This is a genomic window from Gabonibacter massiliensis (assembly GCA_001487125.1).
In the GTDB taxonomy this organism is placed as follows: Bacteria; Bacteroidota; Bacteroidia; order Bacteroidales; family Marinifilaceae; genus Gabonibacter; species Gabonibacter massiliensis.
On record LN913013.1, the window covers coordinates 1,605,776 to 1,624,185 of the forward strand.

General features: G+C 40.8%; 11 protein-coding genes. 5 read left to right on the forward strand and 6 right to left on the reverse strand.

What is annotated here, in order from left to right; genetic code table 11:
• The first annotated feature begins 171 nt into the window (after positions 1 to 171).
• Positions 172 to 5,901, forward strand: a complete 5,730-nt coding sequence (locus BN3283_RS11080; protein WP_059026680.1) for an alpha-2-macroglobulin family protein — start codon at positions 172 to 174, stop codon at positions 5,899 to 5,901.
• Positions 5,902 to 5,961: 60 nt separating this feature from the next.
• On the opposite strand, the gene BN3283_RS11085 is transcribed toward BN3283_RS11080, so the two are convergent.
• The 6 genes from BN3283_RS11085 to alaS all read right to left on the reverse strand — a co-directional run bounded on the left by BN3283_RS11085 (position 5,962) and on the right by alaS (position 15,214).
• Positions 5,962 to 6,648, reverse strand: coding sequence for a response regulator transcription factor (locus BN3283_RS11085; RefSeq protein ID WP_041502773.1), 687 nt, complete (start codon positions 6,646 to 6,648; stop codon positions 5,962 to 5,964).
• Between the two features lie 39 nt (positions 6,649 to 6,687).
• A complete protein-coding gene (locus BN3283_RS11090) occupies positions 6,688 to 8,268 on the reverse strand; it encodes a sensor histidine kinase (protein WP_059026681.1) in 1,581 nt (526 codons plus the stop codon).
• A gap of 133 nt (positions 8,269 to 8,401) precedes the next feature.
• Positions 8,402 to 9,085, reverse strand: coding sequence for a hypothetical protein (locus BN3283_RS11095; RefSeq protein WP_041502948.1), 684 nt, complete (start codon positions 9,083 to 9,085; stop codon positions 8,402 to 8,404).
• Positions 9,086 to 9,234: 149 nt separating this feature from the next.
• Complete coding sequence (locus BN3283_RS11100; protein WP_041502771.1) at positions 9,235 to 10,542, reverse strand: TlpA family protein disulfide reductase; 1,308 nt, start codon at positions 10,540 to 10,542, stop codon at positions 9,235 to 9,237.
• A gap of 214 nt (positions 10,543 to 10,756) precedes the next feature.
• Positions 10,757 to 12,475 carry a tetratricopeptide repeat protein gene (locus BN3283_RS11105; protein WP_041502770.1) on the reverse strand — a complete coding sequence of 573 codons (1,719 nt, stop codon included), beginning with the start codon at positions 12,473 to 12,475 and terminating at the stop codon, positions 10,757 to 10,759.
• A gap of 99 nt (positions 12,476 to 12,574) precedes the next feature.
• Complete coding sequence (gene alaS, locus BN3283_RS11110) at positions 12,575 to 15,214, reverse strand: alanine--tRNA ligase (protein ID WP_059026682.1); 2,640 nt, start codon at positions 15,212 to 15,214, stop codon at positions 12,575 to 12,577.
• Between the two features lie 143 nt (positions 15,215 to 15,357).
• Here alaS and BN3283_RS11115 point away from each other — a divergent pair, with 143 nt between their 5' ends.
• From BN3283_RS11115 to BN3283_RS11130, 4 genes are read left to right on the forward strand one after another with little or no spacing between them, the layout of a single operon-like run.
• The gene (locus BN3283_RS11115; protein ID WP_041502768.1) at positions 15,358 to 16,326 is read left to right on the forward strand and encodes a M23 family metallopeptidase; all 969 of its coding nucleotides are present in this window, start codon (positions 15,358 to 15,360) and stop codon (positions 16,324 to 16,326) included.
• Between the two features lie 37 nt (positions 16,327 to 16,363).
• Positions 16,364 to 16,699, forward strand: a complete 336-nt coding sequence (locus BN3283_RS11120) for a MerR family transcriptional regulator (RefSeq protein WP_059026683.1) — start codon at positions 16,364 to 16,366, stop codon at positions 16,697 to 16,699.
• 33 nt (positions 16,700 to 16,732) lie between these two features.
• Positions 16,733 to 17,518 (forward strand): Nif3-like dinuclear metal center hexameric protein, encoded by a 786-nt coding sequence (locus tag BN3283_RS11125; protein ID WP_059026684.1) that lies wholly within the window; start codon positions 16,733 to 16,735, stop codon positions 17,516 to 17,518.
• A gap of 3 nt (positions 17,519 to 17,521) precedes the next feature.
• Positions 17,522 to 18,364 (forward strand): zinc ribbon domain-containing protein, encoded by an 843-nt coding sequence (locus BN3283_RS11130; RefSeq protein WP_041502765.1) that lies wholly within the window; start codon positions 17,522 to 17,524, stop codon positions 18,362 to 18,364.
• Positions 18,365 to 18,410 lie beyond the last annotated feature (46 nt).

The window sequence follows — 18,410 nt, forward strand, 5'->3', positions numbered from 1 at the left end:
TCGGTGTGTATTAAAAAAACCTTTGGACACCGTATGTTTATGTAAATAGTTATTTATATCCTCAAAATTATCATTATTTTTATGGAATTATCCGTTGAATAGCATCTATAGAACAACTATTCAGCTTTAAAAACGAATAATAAATTGATTATTGACGAAAAAATAAAGGAAATGAAAACAATAAGATTACTTGTAGCCATACTTTTCGTTCTGTTCGTAACAGAAGGATTCGGACAGTCAGAAAATGCAGAAGAAAATCCGAGGACAGCCTTGGCCGAAGCTCGTAAGACGTATGAACAAGCCTTAAAAAAGAAAAACTCTCCTCTTTTGATTAAGTCGATTATCCTACAGATCAAATACCAAAGCTTAATCGACCAAGACAGTATACCGACGTTGCTGTCCAATTTAGAAAGTCTTACAGCGACAAGTAATAATCCGGTTGAAAAAAGTATTTTACACTCGCTTTTAGCCGAATTATACAAATCCTATTATATAAACAGGGCCTTTGAAATCAACAGGCAGACTCCAATCAGCGGATACACACCTGAAGATATGAAAATTTGGACGGGTAACATCTTTATTGAAAAGATTTTCCAACATATAGAAGCTTCTCTAAAACCGTCTAAAGAACTAATCGCCACAAACAGCCTGCAATACAAAGATATTTTAATCTTAGGAAAAGACTCCCGGGAATTCAGTCCGACACTTTATGATTTACTTGTTTATCGCAATATCAAACTGCTCTCTTCCATAAGCTACTACGTTTCCGACTTCTTTGAGCAAAAACCTCTCACGAACGATAAGCTGTTTGCTCCCGCAGACGAATTTGTCCAATTGTCCCTACCCGAAGAACCTTATAATTGCGATCAATACATCATCCGCTTATACCAATCTTTACTTCAGGTTCAATTTAATTCGGGACAAAAAAATACATTATTATGGGCCAATCTACAACGGCTGAATTTCGTATCGACTCATATTACGAGTGTAAATGCCAGCTCTCTCTATGAAAAAGCCCTATTCGAGTTAAACGAAGAATACCGAAACGATCCGCTTCGAGTAGAGATATTGCATACTCTTGCCCAATTATACCTTCAAAAAAATATCGAACGATTGAAATCTAAAATCCATATAGAGAATCCGGAAAATCCGACAAAATCCGAAGAGGAAAAAGAGACGCGCAAAGCCCTTCGATTATGCCAGGAAGGAATTCGACTTTTTCCCCATTATTTTAGGATCAATATCTTAAAAGATTTGGAAACAACAATCAAAAGAAGCCGAGTGAGTGTCAATCTCCTTCAAACGGTATATCCGGGAAAAGACCAGATTATCCACGTAAACTACAAAAATACCTCTTCCATCAAATTCGAATTGTATAAATTAAACGTAAAAATGAACGACTATCTTACCGGTACCTCCAAAGCCTATCCGAAAGAAAAAATTTCAACCCGTTCATACAAACTTCCCTCCTGGCTGATTGCATACGACACGACTTTTCAGATTCCGATCACCCGGATCGGTCTTTACGAACTGATTATCAGCAGTCAGGGAAACACGTTAGAAAAAGATACTCTTTATTTCAGTTCCAGCCATTTCGCCGGATTCCCTCGCCAAATAAAGAAAAATACCAATTCCTTATTGGTATGCGATATGGAGAGCGGAAAACCCATACCCGGAGCAACGGTAAATATTTATAATCGGACGGGAAATGAAACTTACCAGTACATTTCTCAATATCGTACAGATAAATACGGCATGGCTTCTATTCCCACGGACCATAGAAATACGCTCTGTTTTCAAATATCTTCAGGAGAAGACACTTACGGTGCTGTTCATTATCTACCTTCATACTATTCCAATTATCAAAATCCCACACAACTATCCGAGGTAAACCTGTTTACAGACAGGGCCATTTACCGGCCGGGGCAGACGATCTATTTCTGCGGAATAGCCTGGGAAGCCAATAAAGAAAATTCAAAAGCGATCGCGGGAAAAGTGTATACCGTAACCTTCCACGATGCCAACAACCAGGAGATCGCCAGTAAACGGTTCACCTCTAACGAGTTCGGATCATTTGCCGGAAATTTCACGATTCCCAAAGATATATTAAACGGCCACGTATCGATCCGTACTGACGGAGCCCGACATTTTGTAAGCGTTGCCGAATACCAACGTCCCAAATTCGAGATCACGTTCGATCCTGTAACGGGAAGTTATCAATCGGGCGACACGATAACCGTAAAAGGGAAAGCAAAAACCTATTCCGGAGTAAGTTTATCCGACTGTCAAGTCTCCTACACGTTATCCAAAAATAATTTCTACCGATTTAATCCCAAACGTTTTATATCCCACGGTGAAGTAATGACGGATCGCAACGGAAATTTCCAAATTCGATTTGCCACAGACACGACAACACAAGATACGCCTTATACCGGAATATACAACACTTACTACACGGTTTCGGTTACCATTACCTCTCCGAACGGAGAAACACAAACAAAAGAATTTACACTCCGTATCGACAAGACCCCTTACCAACTAAGCATACAACTACCCACGCGGTGGAACAAGCATAACCCTCTCGATGTAGAAATCACAGCTGTCAATGCTAACGGTAATCCATTAGCTCAGACGGTAAACTACTCCATCGCACAACTCAAACCTCTCTCTAATTTAAAAGAGTCCTATTCGATAAACAATGTCATCATTGAAAAAGAGATTCTCCAGGGAGTCTACAAAACCGGGAATAACCCGTTACATATCGATTTATCCATTTATCCTTCCGGAGCTTACCTGTTCACGGCAGAAGGTAGTACCTCCAACGGGCAGAAGATCCGCAGACAAAGAATCTTTTATCTCTACGCCCCATCGGACAAACGTCCGCCGATATTGACTTATAACTGGCTTATAGAAGAAAAAACGACTTGTAAGCCCGGAGAAGAGGCCAAAATCACATTGGGTTCTTCCGCCTCCGACGTATACGTTTTATACGAAATATACGATCGGGGACAATTTATACAAAGAAAACGTTTTGAGCTAACAGACGAGAACATCACGCTATCCGTCCCTTATAAGGCAGATTACGGAAAATCGATCCAATTACTTATCACCTACGTGAAGGATCGACAACTATTCTATAATGCCATCACGATTAAACGACAGGAGCCCGACAAGCAACTGGATATCTTCACCGAGTCATTCCGGGATCATCTTTCTCCCGGACAAAAAGAGGAGTGGAGTTTTACGGTTCGCAACAAGGCGGGAGAACCCGCGTTCGCCGAATTTATGGCCGGAATGTACGATGCATCCTTAGATCAATTCGCCTCGAACAGATGGTATTTCAATCCTGTGCTCCGGTACCACGAAATAACACCGCAATGGGACGCCAACACTCTTTCGTTCAACATATACAGATCTATCGATTTCAAATCAAAAAATTACAAGATCCCCGCATTCAAATTCGACCGGCTGAACCTTTTCGGGTTGAAATTCAATCAGCCCATCGTCGTTCGCGGATACGCTGCCGGCCGGGCAGCCAAAACGGTCATGCAGGATGCCGTATTGGAAGAGAACAGTGTTACAGAATATGACTATGCCGGTGAATATTCGGACGAAACAAAATCGGAAGAACAGCAAACTCCCCCGGTACAAATCCGACAAAACTTACAGGAAACGGCCTTTTTCTATCCGCAATTACGCACGGACTCCGCCGGAAATATTAGTATTAGATTTACCGCCCCTGAAGCTACGACCACCTGGCGTTTTATGGCCTTAGCCCACACTCCCGACATGGACTTCGGCCAATTGGAGAAATCGGTACTCACCAATAAAAATTTCATGGTAAGCACGAACCTTCCCCGTTTTGTCCGTACCGGAGATCAGGTAATACTCAAGGCTACCGTGAATAATCTCTCCCCGTCTCAACAACAAGGCAATATTTATTTGGAGTTATTCGATCCTATAACGGACAAAACGATTAGCAGACAAACGCAATCATTCAACGTAGCTACCGATCAAAACCAAACTTTCAGCTTCTCTTTTACAGTTCCGGAAGGGTTCGATATGTTGGGATGCAGAACCGTGGCCTCCTCTTCCCTCTTCAGCGACGGAGAACAGCAAGTGATAGCAGTCGTTCCGAATGAAATACCGGTAACCAGAACCTTACCCATTTATATGATTCGCAAAGGAGAAGAGACGTTCGCGATGAACATACCTAAAAAGATTACTCCGTATCGGTTGACGCTTGAAATGACAGCCAATCCGATCTGGTACGCGGTACTGGCCCTACCGAGCATCAACACCCCTCAAACGGACAATGTCACCGAAATCACGGCATCCTATTATGTCAGCACATTAGCTACCGCTATCGCAAATGCCAATCCAGAAATTACCCGAACAATAAAAGAATGGCTTAGAAAACCGGGCAATACCCTGACCTCTCCTTTAGAAAAAAATGAAGAATTAAAATCCATCCTTCTCCAACTGACACCCTGGGTAAGAGAGGCTCAAAACGAAACCGGGCAAATGCACCTATTGGGAGAATTATTAGATATCAATCGTCAAAATTACATCCGTAAACAAGTCCTGACCCAATTAGCCCGACTGCAAAACAGCGATGGAGGCTGGAGTTGGTTTAAAGGATCCAAGTCCAATACCTTTATTACCGAGAACGTATTAGAAGCCATGGCAAGATTAGTTAGAACCGGAGCGACGGAACTATCTCAAGAAGAAAAAACGATGCAAATTCAGGCTTTAAAATACTTAGACGATCAAATCGAAAGAGAATATAGTGAAAAAAACGAATACGGATATTCGCAATTACTGTACCTCTATACAAGGAGTTCGTTCCGGGATATTCCTCTAACAAACGCCTTAGAAGCCCACAAACACTATCTATCGAAATTCAAAGATTCCTGGGCCGATCTATCTCTTTATGAAAAAACCCTTGCCGCCATGACATTGTACCGTTACGGTGAAACAGAAACGGCTAAACGCATTCTTCATTCGCTGAAAGAATACGCTACCATCACTCCGGAAATGGGCATGTTTTGGGCCAATAACCGTTCGAATTTATTTACCAATTCGGCCATTCAAACCCAGGTGGCGCTCATGAGTGCTTTTCACGAGATCGAAGGAGATTCCAAGGATACCGAACTCATGAAACAGTGGCTATTACGTCAGAAACAAACCCAAAACTGGGGAAGTACGCCAACAACCGTGGATGCCATTTACGCCCTTGTCCTCACGGGAAAAGATCAACTTTCCCAACAAGATCATCTGGCGATAAAATTGGGAAACAAAAATATCAATGTCACGCCGGAAGAGGCAAAATTGGGATACATAAAGAAAAGCTATACGGCAAAGGAGATCACATCCAAAATGACGAAGGCAAGTATTACGAAAACCACCGATCAGGCCTCCTGGGGCGGTCTCTATCTGCAATATTTTGAAAAATTAGACAGGATAACGTCTCATTCCGGTGGGGTATCCGTGAACAAGCAACTTTTCATAGAAGAAACAGGAAAGAACGGGAAAACCCTGATACCTTTAGCCGGTCAGAAACTACGGATCGGAAATAAAATCAATGTTCGAATCACCGTACAAACAGGGCAGGATATGCAGTTCGTTCATTTAAAAGATTTACGTGCCGGTTGCCTTGAACCGACAGAACAGCTTTCCGGTTACCGTTGGCAAAACGGCATCTCCTACTACCAGGAGACCACGGATGCAGCCATGAACTTCTTCTTCGAATTCCTTCCCAAAGGAACCCATGTATTCGAATACACGTTATGGGTTGCACAAGACGGAGTCTACCAGGGAGGAATTGCCACCTTGCAATGTATATACGCACCGCAATATTCAGCCAACAGCAAAGCTTCAATATTAAAAATCGAAGAATAATTAAAAATGCCGTCCGAAACATCAACGGACGGCATTTATAATTTAGGGACATTGCGATTGCTATTCCAGGATAAGCCGAAATCCCGAACCATGTACATTTTCAATTTTGATAGAAGGATCATCCTTAAAATACTTACGTAGTTTCGTCACGTAAACATCCATACTCCTCGCCGTGAAATAATCGTTCGAACCCCATATCTCATTCAACGCTTTTTCCCGCTGCAGTAATCCGTCCTTATGGTAGTATAGCAACTCCAATAAACGGGATTCTTTCGGGGTAAGCTTTATTACTTCATCATTTTTCGTGATCGTTCTTAATTCCGTGTTGAAAACGTAAGCACCCAACTCTATAAATTTCGGTTTTACTTCCGTCTCGTCGTGCTCGCATCTGCTGAGAATCGCTTTTATTTTAAAAATAAGCAATTCGGAATCAAACGGTTTAACGATATAATCATCCGCCCCGATTTCGTATCCTTGTTTCATATCATCTTTCATGCTTTTAGCCGTAATATACACAAAGGGTACGGCCATATCGATCTCCCGAATTTTCTTACCCAGTGTAAATCCATCCATTTCAGGCATCATCACGTCTAAAAGACACAGATCAAATTTCTCTTTCCGGAAAGCTTCAAATCCGTCATGTCCATTCACGCAATGGACCACATCATAATCGGACAACTCCAAATAGGATTTCAGAACAGATCCGAAACAAGGATCATCTTCTACCAAAAGTATTTTATGTCCCATACACTCAATTTTTAATTTATGGTTCAGGTTATAGTTTGTCTACTCTATTTTAAAAATAATCTCCACTAACGTCCCTTTGTTTTTCTTAGAAGTCAAGCGTATCGTCCCGTTATGCAACTCCACGATCGACTTCACGTAACTCAATCCCAATCCGAAACCTTTTACATTATGCAAGTTCCCGCTCGGTACACGGTAAAATCGCTTAAACACTTTTTTCTGAGATTCTTTAGGTATTCCGATACCGCTATCTAAAACCCCAATAATAAAGTGTCCGTCGACACGACGTGTAAATATATAAATATTCAACGAATCATACGAATACTTGATCGCATTATCTAACAAATTACACACGACATTTAACATATGTACCTCATCGGCCTCCATGACAAATCCTTCCGGATCCAACTCTTCCTTAATTTCTCCTCCCCGTTCTTCAACCTGCAACCGGAAATGTTGTACGGCCTCATCTACCAATATATTCAAATCGGCCTCTACTTTATTCAAATGAATCTCTCTGCGGTCCAATTTGGCCTGAAGCAAAATACGTTCCACATATTTATTCATCCGGTCATTCTCCTTACGGATCATCGTATTAAATTTCAACAGCTGATTTTTATCATTCAATACCTTTTCCTTTTCGATTGCCGATGTCGCTAAAGATATGGTCGCCAAAGGCGTTTTAAACTCATGCGTCATATTATTGATGAAATCATTTTTAATGACAGATACTTTTTGCTGACGCGTAAGTACTACTATGGTGAAAATAAACACCCCCATTAAGCCGAAAATGCAAAAAGCAGAGGCGATCAACATCCAACCGATATTTTCGTAAATCAACGAATCTGCCGATTCTAAGGTAATGCCCAAAATCGCATCCTTGACAATCCAATCCCTCGGGAATAAATCCGTACAATAGAAATTTTTCTTCAGGTCATCCCTTATGGCTTTTTGTTTCAACTCCTTTTTTCTTATGATCTCGTACTTAAAAGGAAGACGGATGTCCTTAGCATCCAATGTCATTCTCAAAAGCCTATTGATGTCTACACCTTCCAACCGCTTTTCGACAGAGACATTTTCCGGATCCTTCTCTTTAATCAATTTCAACATGAGATCCTCCAATCTCTTGTACAGAGCCTGTTGACTCAAATTACTCGTCGTATCTTGGATTCCAAACCCCAATGTCTTAATGCTTTGCTCCAAAAGGTCCTGATTCAGGTATCTTCTTTGCGGCAAATTATGAGGAGGGATGCTACCCGGGGTTTCGATCACGAAAGCAGTACTCTTGTTGGAGGATTTACTACCGTATTCCCATACTTGCGTAATAAAAGAAAAAGCCGGAAAATTTTCTCCTTCCATATTCGTCGAATCCCAGGGAATCACCTCTTTACTCTGCTCTTCAATACGCTTCATGTGTTCTGTTATTTCGGTAAGATAACGAACATTATTAATATCATCAATCGTATTTACCACCTGCTCCAGGGCCGCATGCACCTTTGAGGAGAAACGGATCTCGCTTTCTCTCATGCTGTATTTTATCCAAAACCACTGTACACCGACGACAGCAATAAAGGCGACCAACATAACGACGGTTAATATTCTGATTATTATTTTTTTGATCATACCAACAGAAATAGATTTAGCGAAAATAGTATTTTTTACGTCATCATGCAACAAAAAAGAGGTACCCGGGAAAGGCACCTCTCAAAAACAACTAAGTAATAAAAACGGGAAAATAAAACCATAAAATGGTTTTTTACTTTAATTTGTCTTCTAATACTTTGTATATATTACTTTCTTTATTCTCGATCATCATCTTTTTGAAAAGAGCTTTCTGTGCATCCAAGCTATCAACCAACTCATCTTTTAAGATAAATAAAGAAACTTCCTTACCCGGATTTGCCTCGATTAAAGCTTTTGCCCAGTTGGCCCGCATTTTCAAATAACGTTGAATCCTCAATTGATTGACGCCCATCAACATTTCATAATCCTTGCTCTTTTTCTTGCTATTGGCGATCTTCTCGTTCTTAGCCTCTAACTCCTTAATAGGTTCTTCGTATTTTTCTTTGAATTGCTTCTTAATATTCTCGTATTCATCCATCAATCCGGAACCGTTTGCTTCAATTTCAGTCGGAAATTTGATCTTACCTTTAATCCAGATCATGTCCTTCGTATCCAGAATAATTTCAAGGGTCCTTTTCCCGTCAATATCCACCCAAACACGTGCCGGAATTTTCAGACTATCCGTTCTCAGATCTATATTACCATCTTTCACTTCCTGTTCAGCAAGAATGGTCAAGCCCGGTCTCCCCGGCATCTCAGCCATTAATTTTACAGGCCCATTCAAGCCTTCCACTTTTCCCCGAACTTTAACCTGATCACTATTGCATGCACTTAATAGAAATGCGATAAGCACTAAAATTAAATTAATTCTTCTCATAATAAACATATTTGGTCTTTATTACTTAAAATACACATCCTGAGGATGTAATGGTATCTTCATGAGATATCCGCTAATTTACGACAAATATACAAAAATATCATTCATAAAAGAATTATCTGTCGGAAAGCTTCAAAAAATCTTAAGTATTACAGATCAAGCGTCTTAAAAAGCAATTCGGTTCCGTCAGGAGCGGGAGCCGTGGGCGTAATAATCTTTCCCATGGGATCTATCAATAAAAAACGAGGAAAAGTGTAAGCCATATAACGGGCGCAAAACTCGTCCCGTTTTTGAAGGATATAGTGTTCACCCGGAATATTATTTTCCACTATATACTTCTCCCAAAGATGTTTAAGTTGTACATCATCCAACGAAAGAACGACAAAACGTATTTTTTTCTCTTTAAACTTCTCTTGCAAAAGCCTTAAAGCTTCAAATTTTTCCCTGGAAGCTTCATTCCAGGTCGCCCATACATAGACATAAACGTATTGGCCGGCAAACGAGCGCAAAGAAAACTCCTCGCCCTGTTGATTCATCATCCCGAAATCAGGTGCGGTAGCCCCGGCCGAAAGTCGCCGCCAACGGTCCACCAACCTCTCTATCCTCGATATTTTCGCCGTATCCGTCACCTCTTTCCAACAAAGCGAGAGTAAATAATCCGAATCCCTTAATCCTTTCGTTGTCACATGATTCATGATTACCTCCGACAACAAATAGTTTTTTATCGTCTGATTATGAATATTCTCCAATACATAATTTACAAGCTCGCGTATATCCATACTACGTCCTTTGTAATATATGTAGTTCAACACGTATCGGGAAAAATCCCGTGAACCAATCAGATCTCCATTGTCCAAAGAGAAGCCGGAAACAAATTCATCGAATACAGGACCCGGAACATATTTCCCATGCAATGAATCCATCCGGTGGAAATTAGGGTAGTAAAGAGCCCATCCGGCAACAACGTATTTGATCCGTTCCCGTTCCAAATCCGAAAAGGTCTCCCCAAAATTTTTAGCTTCCAACAGTAATATTTTTTCCCGAATCAGATTCTGCATCTCTTTTACGAACTCCTCTTCATCCAAATCAAAAAGTTTAAATTTCAATTCATTTTCTATTTCCCGTTCGTACAAATAATTATTGATGGCTCCCAACGTCCCGCGAAATTGTAAAGTTCCGCCAAAGTCCATCGAATTTACATTGATTTCCAGATCTTCACCGGGACTTAAAAACAAACTGATGCCGTATCGATCCATACTCGCGTAAGTAGCACGCTCCAAACCTATTTTTCCGGAAAAAAAATTCTTATCATCCAAAGGAAAGGTAAATTCACGATTGTTGGCGGTAATCCGAACAACCGAGTCTTGCACGTCAAAACGCCCTCCCACCTGTACACTATCAGAATGTGTACACGCAACCAATGTCAAAAAATATATTGCCGCAAGCAGTACCCTCATACTTTCAAACCTAAAATGGGATACAAAGATAAATATTCGCGCAATCACAATATGTTAAAGAAAAGGTAAATAAAAAGACCAAAAACAATTTTTTGAAGTAAAAAATAACATTACGAATATAAAAAATATTGCATTCCCTCAAGAAAAAAGCGGGTAAAAAGAAAAGACTATCTGAAAAATTACAGATAGCCTTTTCCAAATTATCAGAAATTAATTATTTTACGATCGAAGTAAAATCCGCATTATCGAAATATTTTGCAAACTCCATGTCTGTTGCGGCCAATTGTTTCAAATCAGCATCCATGGCACATGCTTTCTTCAAGTTATCCAATACCATGGCATCGTCATTTGTTCTGGCTCCAATTACAGCCTTCAAATAAGAAGCCATAGCCGAATTTTCACCTGCATTCAATTTCTTTAAAGCCTCATTATTATTTCCGGCCAAAATATTAGCTAAAGCAGCGTTCACACAACTACAATTTCCAAAATATCGAACTGCATTATCATAATCACCCTTCATGATAGCGACAACACCTTTATTGTAATCTACTTCATTACCCACTCCGGTAGCAGCTCCGAAATAAACTTCAGCCTGTCCGATATTACCCTCTTTCAAAGCAATAGCACCCAAGTTATTCTGAATTGTTTTATTGTTGGCTGACAAAGAGTTGGCTTTCTCGAAATTAGCTTTTGCCAAATCTACTTGTCCCATTTCGAACTGAATCATACCGGCATCATTATAACCTCTCCAATCACTCGGGAACTGACTGATACAAAGATTATAAATAGCTAATTTGTCTGCATTGTCATCGAATAGGGTAGCAGAATACAGTAACTCCTCTACATTCAATTCAGCAGGATTAGATTTAGCCAAACCTTTCAATTCTTCGTCCGATTTACCGATTAACTCAGCATTTACCACAAACATGGATCTTCTCAATTTCGGAAGAATTTGATCGGCAATGATCGTGAAAGCAGAAGCAATATTTTTGATCTCTCTTTCTCTCACTTCCGGATCAGAATACATAGAAAGAACGCGAAGGATCAACTCCTTATCTTGAATATTAGAAGCCTCCATAGCTTTCTGGAATCCTTCCCAATCTTCTGCCACCACGTATTTTTTGAAAAATTCAGCATCCTTATATTGTTGAATTTTATCTTTTTTCATTTGTTTCTTCATGAAAGTAGAAGAATTAGCCTCGCGTTTGTTAGCTAACTTCTCGTTCCAATCATAGCTACCGTCCGGAGAAGCATATGATCTAACATCGATACCGTTTAATTTCATATTTTCCTTAGAAGCCGCTTCCTTAACAAATTTCTGCAAGTTCTTCATCTCTTCGGAAGTCATCTCTTTGGAACGAATATTGGCTGCATTGATTAAGAAATAGATCGCAGCCTCTTCTTGTTGTTTAATAATTCTCTGGAAGGCATCAGCTCCTAAAGCGATAGCCGGTTGATTCTCTACTAAAGTTTCCGTAGCAATCACACCATCACCGATTTTTCTCGGTTCAAATTTCCGAGATGCCTCTCCCTTAGAACCAAGAATGTCGATCTCTAAATTTGAAAGTCTCATGGCATCTTCAAAAGGAATCCGGCTCACGTAAGAAACCGTTTTTCCTGCCTCATAAGGAATCACTTCGTTATTGCCCTGTACTTTTTCTCCTTGAATGGCTTTTGCCGCAAAGGCTTTTTCGCCTCCTTCATATCTCAATACCGGAGTGGCTTCAATTGTTACTTTTTTATGGAAATATTTTTCCGGGAAAGTAACATCAATTTTCAAATCAACCATACCGCCCTTCGTAACCAAAGTTTCAGGAGTTACCACATACGTAACTTCATTTGCACGTTTTTCCATCTTTTTCAAAGAAGAACAAGACACAGCAACAAGTCCGGTCAAACCAATAACCGCAACCAATCCAAAAGTTCTTTTCATAGAATTCTTAATTTTATTTGTAATACTCAAATTAGTTTTCACTTTTCCACAAAACAAATGTATAATTTTTTTTTAACATTACACATCGAAGTGCAAATTTTATACCAAATCCACTTTAATTTTGTCTAATATTAACCTCTCGGCTCTTTGGATCGCGTGCTCTACACCTTCAGGATCTGAACCTCCGGCAGTTGCAAAAAACGGTTGGCCGCCTCCACCGCCTTTCATTTCCTGTGCCGCATCTTTGACAATTTGTCCTGCATGCAAATCATATTCCTTTACTAAGGATTCACTGATCATCACCGTTAAATGGGGTTTCCCGTTGTATACGCCTCCTATGATCAAAACCAGTCTATCCACTTCTCCCTTCAGCTGAAAAGCCAAATCCTTCACCTTCGTAGACGGGAACGAGAGATTTTTAGATATAAAATTAATATCCCTTACTACCCGTTTACTGTTTTTCAGACCGTTTTTGGCTATTTTTAGCGACTCATTCTCAAACTTTTCAATATCTTTTTTCAATTCCACGTTCTCTTCCAACAGACTCCGAATATTCTCCAAAACCCCGCGATTGGACTTGAACATATTCTCCACCTCGTTAAACATATGGAAATGATTCAAAATGTACTCTTCGGCCTTTGCTGCCGTTATCGCTTCAATCCTACGTATCCCCGCGGCAACAGAACTTTCGGAAACGATTTTAAAAAATCCGAGTTGTCCGGTAGCATGGGCATGCGTTCCTCCACACAACTCCACAGATTCCCCAAATTTCACCACGCGTACCAAATCCCCGTATTTTTCGCCGAAAATCGCCATTGCTCCCATTTTCTTCGCCTCCCCTATAGGCATGGAACGATTCTCTTCCAGCAGCGAATTTTCCCGTATCCTACGATTCACGATAGCAGCGACCTTGTCCAACTCCTCATTCGTAACCTTCTGAAAATGGGAGAAATCAAAACGCAGATAGTCGTTACTCACGAATGACCCCTTTTGTTCCACATGCGTTCCCAACACTTCCCGCAAAGCATGATGCAACAAATGAGTCGCCGTATGGTTGTTTGCAATAGCCGTCCGTCTTTCCGTGTCAACCCGTGCCGTAAACGTCTGGGTCAGATCTCCCGGTAATTTATCCGTAATATGTACCGTCAATCCGTTTTCTTTCTGGGTATCGATGATCCGTATTTTTTCAACATCAGAAATAAGATAACCGCTATCACCTACCTGACCACCCCCTTCTCCATAAAAAGGAGTAATATTAAACACAAGTTGATAAAAGGTTTTTCCCTTGGTGATTATTCTTCTGTAACGGGCTATCCGTACTTCTGTCTCCGTGTAATCGTAACCCACGAACTCTTGCGTATCGTCCGCGATCAATTCTACCCAATCGTCTGTATCGACAGCGGCAGCTGATCTGGAACGTTCTTTTTGAGCCTCCATTTCCGCTTTAAATTCCCGGCGATTTACAACTAATCCGTTTTCACGAAGAATCAATTCCGTCAAATCCAAAGGAAAACCATACGTATCATAAAGTTCAAAAGCTACATTCCCCGGAACCGTCACGTAATCCTCTTCCTTCGTTTTGGCAATAATTCTGTCCAACAACTTTATCCCCTTATCCAACGTCTTAAAAAAAGCCTGTTCCTCTTCCTGGATCACACGCTCTATTAACACCCGTTGGTTAGATAATTCGGGATAATGTTGCCCCATAACTTCTATCAACACGGGAACCAACCTAAACATAAAAGCCTCTTTCTGGCCTAAAAAGGTATACGCATAACGTACCGCTCTCCGCAAAATACGACGAATGACATAACCCGCCTTCACATTGGACGGCAATTGCCCGTCGGTAATCGAAAAAGCTATGGTTCTCAAATGGTCGGCTACCACCCTCATGGCGATATCCGCCTTTTCATCCTTACCGTAGCGAATTCCACTAAGCTCGGAAATCTCTTCAAGAATGGGAGTGAATACATCCGTATCGTAATTGGAACGTTTACCTTGAACAGCCATACACAACCGTTCAAATCCCATACCCGTATCCACATGGTGATTGGGAAGATTCTCCAAACTACCATCTGCTTTCCGGTTATATTGCATGAATACCAGATTCCATATCTCGATTACGAGAGGATGATCTTTATTCACTAATTCGCACCCCGGCTTCAATTTTCGTTCTTCTTCGGGACGCAAATCAATGTGGATCTCCGAACAGGGACCGCAAGGCCCCATATCTCCCATCTCCCAGAAATTATCCTTCTTATTCCCGAAGAGGATACGTTCCCGGGGTAAATAATCGGACCAAAATGTTAAAGCTTCCGTGTCCGCATCCAGATGATCCTCGTTACTACCTTCGAACACCGTAGCATATAATCTCTCTTTATCCAATTTCATCTCCTCGGTCAGGAACTCCCACGCGTAAGCAATCGCCTCCTTTTTGAAATAATCACCGAACGACCAATTTCCCAACATCTCGAACATCGTATGATGATAGGTATCATGTCCCACCTCTTCCAGATCGTTATGTTTACCTGAAACCCGTAAACATTTCTGAGAATCGGCCACCCTCGTCGCTTTCGGCCGCACGTTTCCCAAAATAATATCCTTGAACTGATTCATCCCAGCATTTGTAAACATCAACGTGGGATCTCCCTTAATTACCATCGGGGCGGAAGGGACTATCATATGAGACTTCTTCTCAAAAAAATCCAGAAATTTTTGTCTGATCTCTGCCGACTTCATATAGCTATTTTTCTAAATAATTAAACTCCGCTAACGAACTGCAATCGTGTCCGAAAGGCCATAGAATTATAAGGTTGCAAATTTAGATTATTTCTTTTAACTTTGCGCCGGAAACAATAAATTTATTACAAACAAACCAGATTATGCCAAAAGCTGGGTATCATTTTAATTCAGAAACATTATCTTTTGATAAAATAGAGACAACGATAAGAAAAAGAATCAGAAAGGCCATTCAAAAATTCATCTCAAGTTTCTCTTTAGCCATCGTGATGCTTCTTCTTATATTTGCTTTTATGGATTCGCCCAAGGAGAAAGCCCTGAAAAGGGAAAACGAAGAGATCCTTACCCAATATCATCTATTAAGTAACGAAGTTAAACGGTTAGACAATATTTTAAAAGATCTCGAGCAGAGAGACGATAACATATACCGCGTCATCTTCGAAACGGACCCGATTGCAACTTCCATACGCCGGGCCGGCACGGGAGGAGTCAACAAATACGAGTACTTGGAGCACCTGAAAAATTCAGATCTGATTATAGAAACAGCCCGGAAAATCGATCAATTATCCAAAGCCATCTATATTCAGAGCAAATCGTACGACGAAGTCGAAAAGCTGGCCAAAAACAAGATCGAAATGTTAGCTTCTATCCCGGCCATCCTACCCGTTTCTAAAAATGCAGCACATCCTGTCTCTTCTTCGTACGGATGGCGCATGCACCCCATCTACAAAACGGTAAAATTTCATGCAGGAATGGATTTCACCGGTATCGTGGGAACTCCCATCTATGCCACGGGAGACGGAATCGTGGAGAGCAACACATTCGACAAAGGATATGGACGCCATGTTGTTATCGACCACGGCTTTAATTATAAAACCCTTTACGCTCACATGAAAGAGTCTTACGTGAAAAAAGGGCAAAAAATAAAACGGGGTGATGTCATCGGATATTTAGGGAATACGGGACTTTCCACAGGTCCTCATTTACACTACGAGGTCCGGAAAAACGGAAAACCTGTAGATCCGATAAACTACTATTTTAACGACCTTACCGCGGAAGAATTCGATGCCATGGTTGAGGCGGCTAACAATACGGGACAGAGTATGGACTAAATCACTTTGTAATCCAGACTAAAAATCATACGGGATTATGAAAAAAGAAGAACAAGATTTAAAAGTATATTACTCCATCGGAGAAGTAGCCGGTATGTTCGGCGTAAATGCTTCTTTGATCCGTTTCTGGGAAAAAGAATTCGATATCATAAAGCCGCACAAAAACAAAAAGGGCAACCGACAATTCACCAAAAACGACGTGGATAATTTTCACTTGATCTATCATCTTGTAAAAGAAAAAGGAATGACCCTGAAAGGAGCCCAGTTACAACTAAAAGACAGAAAAGAAGAAACGGAACTCCGATTCGAGATCATTAAGAAATTAAAAAACATAAAGGAAGAACTGATTTCCATCAAGGAGAATCTGAAGTAAAACGAATCTTTCTACGATTTAAACCCATTCGTCATGAAAATACAGGAGATTATTCAGATCATCGAAGCGTATGCACCAAGAGAGTTACAGGCCGATTTTGATAACTCCGGGCTGATTTGTGGGGATGTCGAGCAAGAAGTCACTTCGATTTTACTTTGTATCGACGTAACAGAGGATGTCGTACGGGAAGCAATCCAAAAAGGACACAATCTTATCATCTCCCATCATCCTCTTATATTCAAAGGATTAAAACAAATCACCCCTTCAACTTACGTCGAAAGATCCATTATACTTGCCGTTAAGAACGAGATCGCGATCTACGCGGCCCACACGAACATGGACGTTATCGCCCAGGGAGTCAGCGGCAGAATGGCGGATAAACTATGTTTGACAGATCAGGAAATATTGCAACAGGAAGGAGAGACGCCCTATCCATACGGATATGGCATCATCGGAACGCTGGATTCCCCTGTCGATCCCATCTTTTTCCTCCAACACGTGAAGGAGACTTTTCATTGTAAAGGCATCCGTTATACGAACCCATCCAAGAGACAAATCCAACGGGTAGCCGTATGCGGGGGAGCCGGGGCTTCATTTCTGCCAACGGCGATTCTTAAAAAGGCAGACCTATATATTACGGGAGATCTCAAATACCATGATTTTTTCTTAACGGAGAACCGGATTATTTTAGCCGATATCGGACATTATGAAAGTGAACAATTCACAAAAGATATCTTTTATGAGTTAGTTACAAAAAAAATGCCTAAATTTGCCGTTCAGTTTTCTGATATTAATACAAATCCGATAAACTATTTATAATATATGGTGACGAATAACAATGAAAAAATGCAAGATCTGACAATTGAAGAGAAATTGCAGAACCTGTATGAATTACAACGAATTGACACCGAGATCGACAAAATCAAAACACTCAGGGGCGAGTTGCCGTTGGAAGTTCAGGACCTTGAGGACGAGATCGCAGGTTTAGAAACTCGAATCGAAAACTTTAAAACGGAATTGAGTGAATTGGACAAAACAACCGCTCAAAGAAAACAAGATATAAAGAAGGCTGAAGATGCCATCAAAAAATACAGCGAACAATTGGATAATGTTCGCAACAATCGGGAATACGACGCTTTGAGCAAGGAAGTCGAATTCCAAAAATTAGAAATCGAACTTCAGGACAAACGAATTCGCGAATCGCAAAAAAACAAAACGGAAAAAGAAGCTTTAATGGCAGAAGCCACCAAACGGTATGAAGACAAAGTCGCTGATTTGGAAGCTAAAAAAAGTGAATTGAACGATATCATCCAAGAGACACATAAAGATGAAGAGTCTTTGACGGCCAAATCGGAACAATTGGCTGCCACTATCGATGAGCGTCTCGTCACGGCTTACCGCAGGATTCGCGCCAATGCTCGCAACGGTTTAGCCGTCGTCACCGTGGACCGGGATGCCTGCGGAGGATGTTTCAACAAAATTCCTCCTCAAAGACAATTGGACATCCGTTCCCGGAAAAAAATCATCGTCTGTGAATATTGCGGCCGTATATTAATTGACAAATACATCTGTGACTACGACGGTTCACAGCAACAGGCAGACCTGGAAGCAGCACTTGAATCTCAGAAGAAGAAGAGCAGAAGAGTAAAAAAAGCGGATGAATAAAAGAAGCTGAATATTTAAATAAAATAAAGAGGTTGCCGACAAAACA

Bases quoted from the DNA above. Each gene is read 5' to 3' on its own strand.
- BN3283_RS11120 (WP_059026683.1), top strand. From the start codon at position 16,364: ATGAAAAAAGAAGAACAAGATTTAAAAGTATATTACTCCATCGGAGAA.
- BN3283_RS11125 (WP_059026684.1), top strand. From the start codon at position 16,733: ATGAAAATACAGGAGATTATTCAGATCATCGAAGCGTATGCACCAAGA.
- BN3283_RS11100 (WP_041502771.1), bottom strand. From the start codon at position 10,542: ATGAGGGTACTGCTTGCGGCAATATATTTTTTGACATTGGTTGCGTGT.
- BN3283_RS11090 (WP_059026681.1), bottom strand. From the start codon at position 8,268: ATGATCAAAAAAATAATAATCAGAATATTAACCGTCGTTATGTTGGTC.
- BN3283_RS11115 (WP_041502768.1), top strand. From the start codon at position 15,358: ATGCCAAAAGCTGGGTATCATTTTAATTCAGAAACATTATCTTTTGAT.
- BN3283_RS11130 (WP_041502765.1), top strand. From the start codon at position 17,522: ATGGTGACGAATAACAATGAAAAAATGCAAGATCTGACAATTGAAGAG.
- BN3283_RS11095 (WP_041502948.1), bottom strand. From the start codon at position 9,085: ATGAGAAGAATTAATTTAATTTTAGTGCTTATCGCATTTCTATTAAGT.
- BN3283_RS11085 (WP_041502773.1), bottom strand. From the start codon at position 6,648: ATGGGACATAAAATACTTTTGGTAGAAGATGATCCTTGTTTCGGATCT.
- alaS (WP_059026682.1), bottom strand. From the start codon at position 15,214: ATGAAGTCGGCAGAGATCAGACAAAAATTTCTGGATTTTTTTGAGAAG.
- BN3283_RS11080 (WP_059026680.1), top strand. From the start codon at position 172: ATGAAAACAATAAGATTACTTGTAGCCATACTTTTCGTTCTGTTCGTA.
- BN3283_RS11105 (WP_041502770.1), bottom strand. From the start codon at position 12,475: ATGAAAAGAACTTTTGGATTGGTTGCGGTTATTGGTTTGACCGGACTT.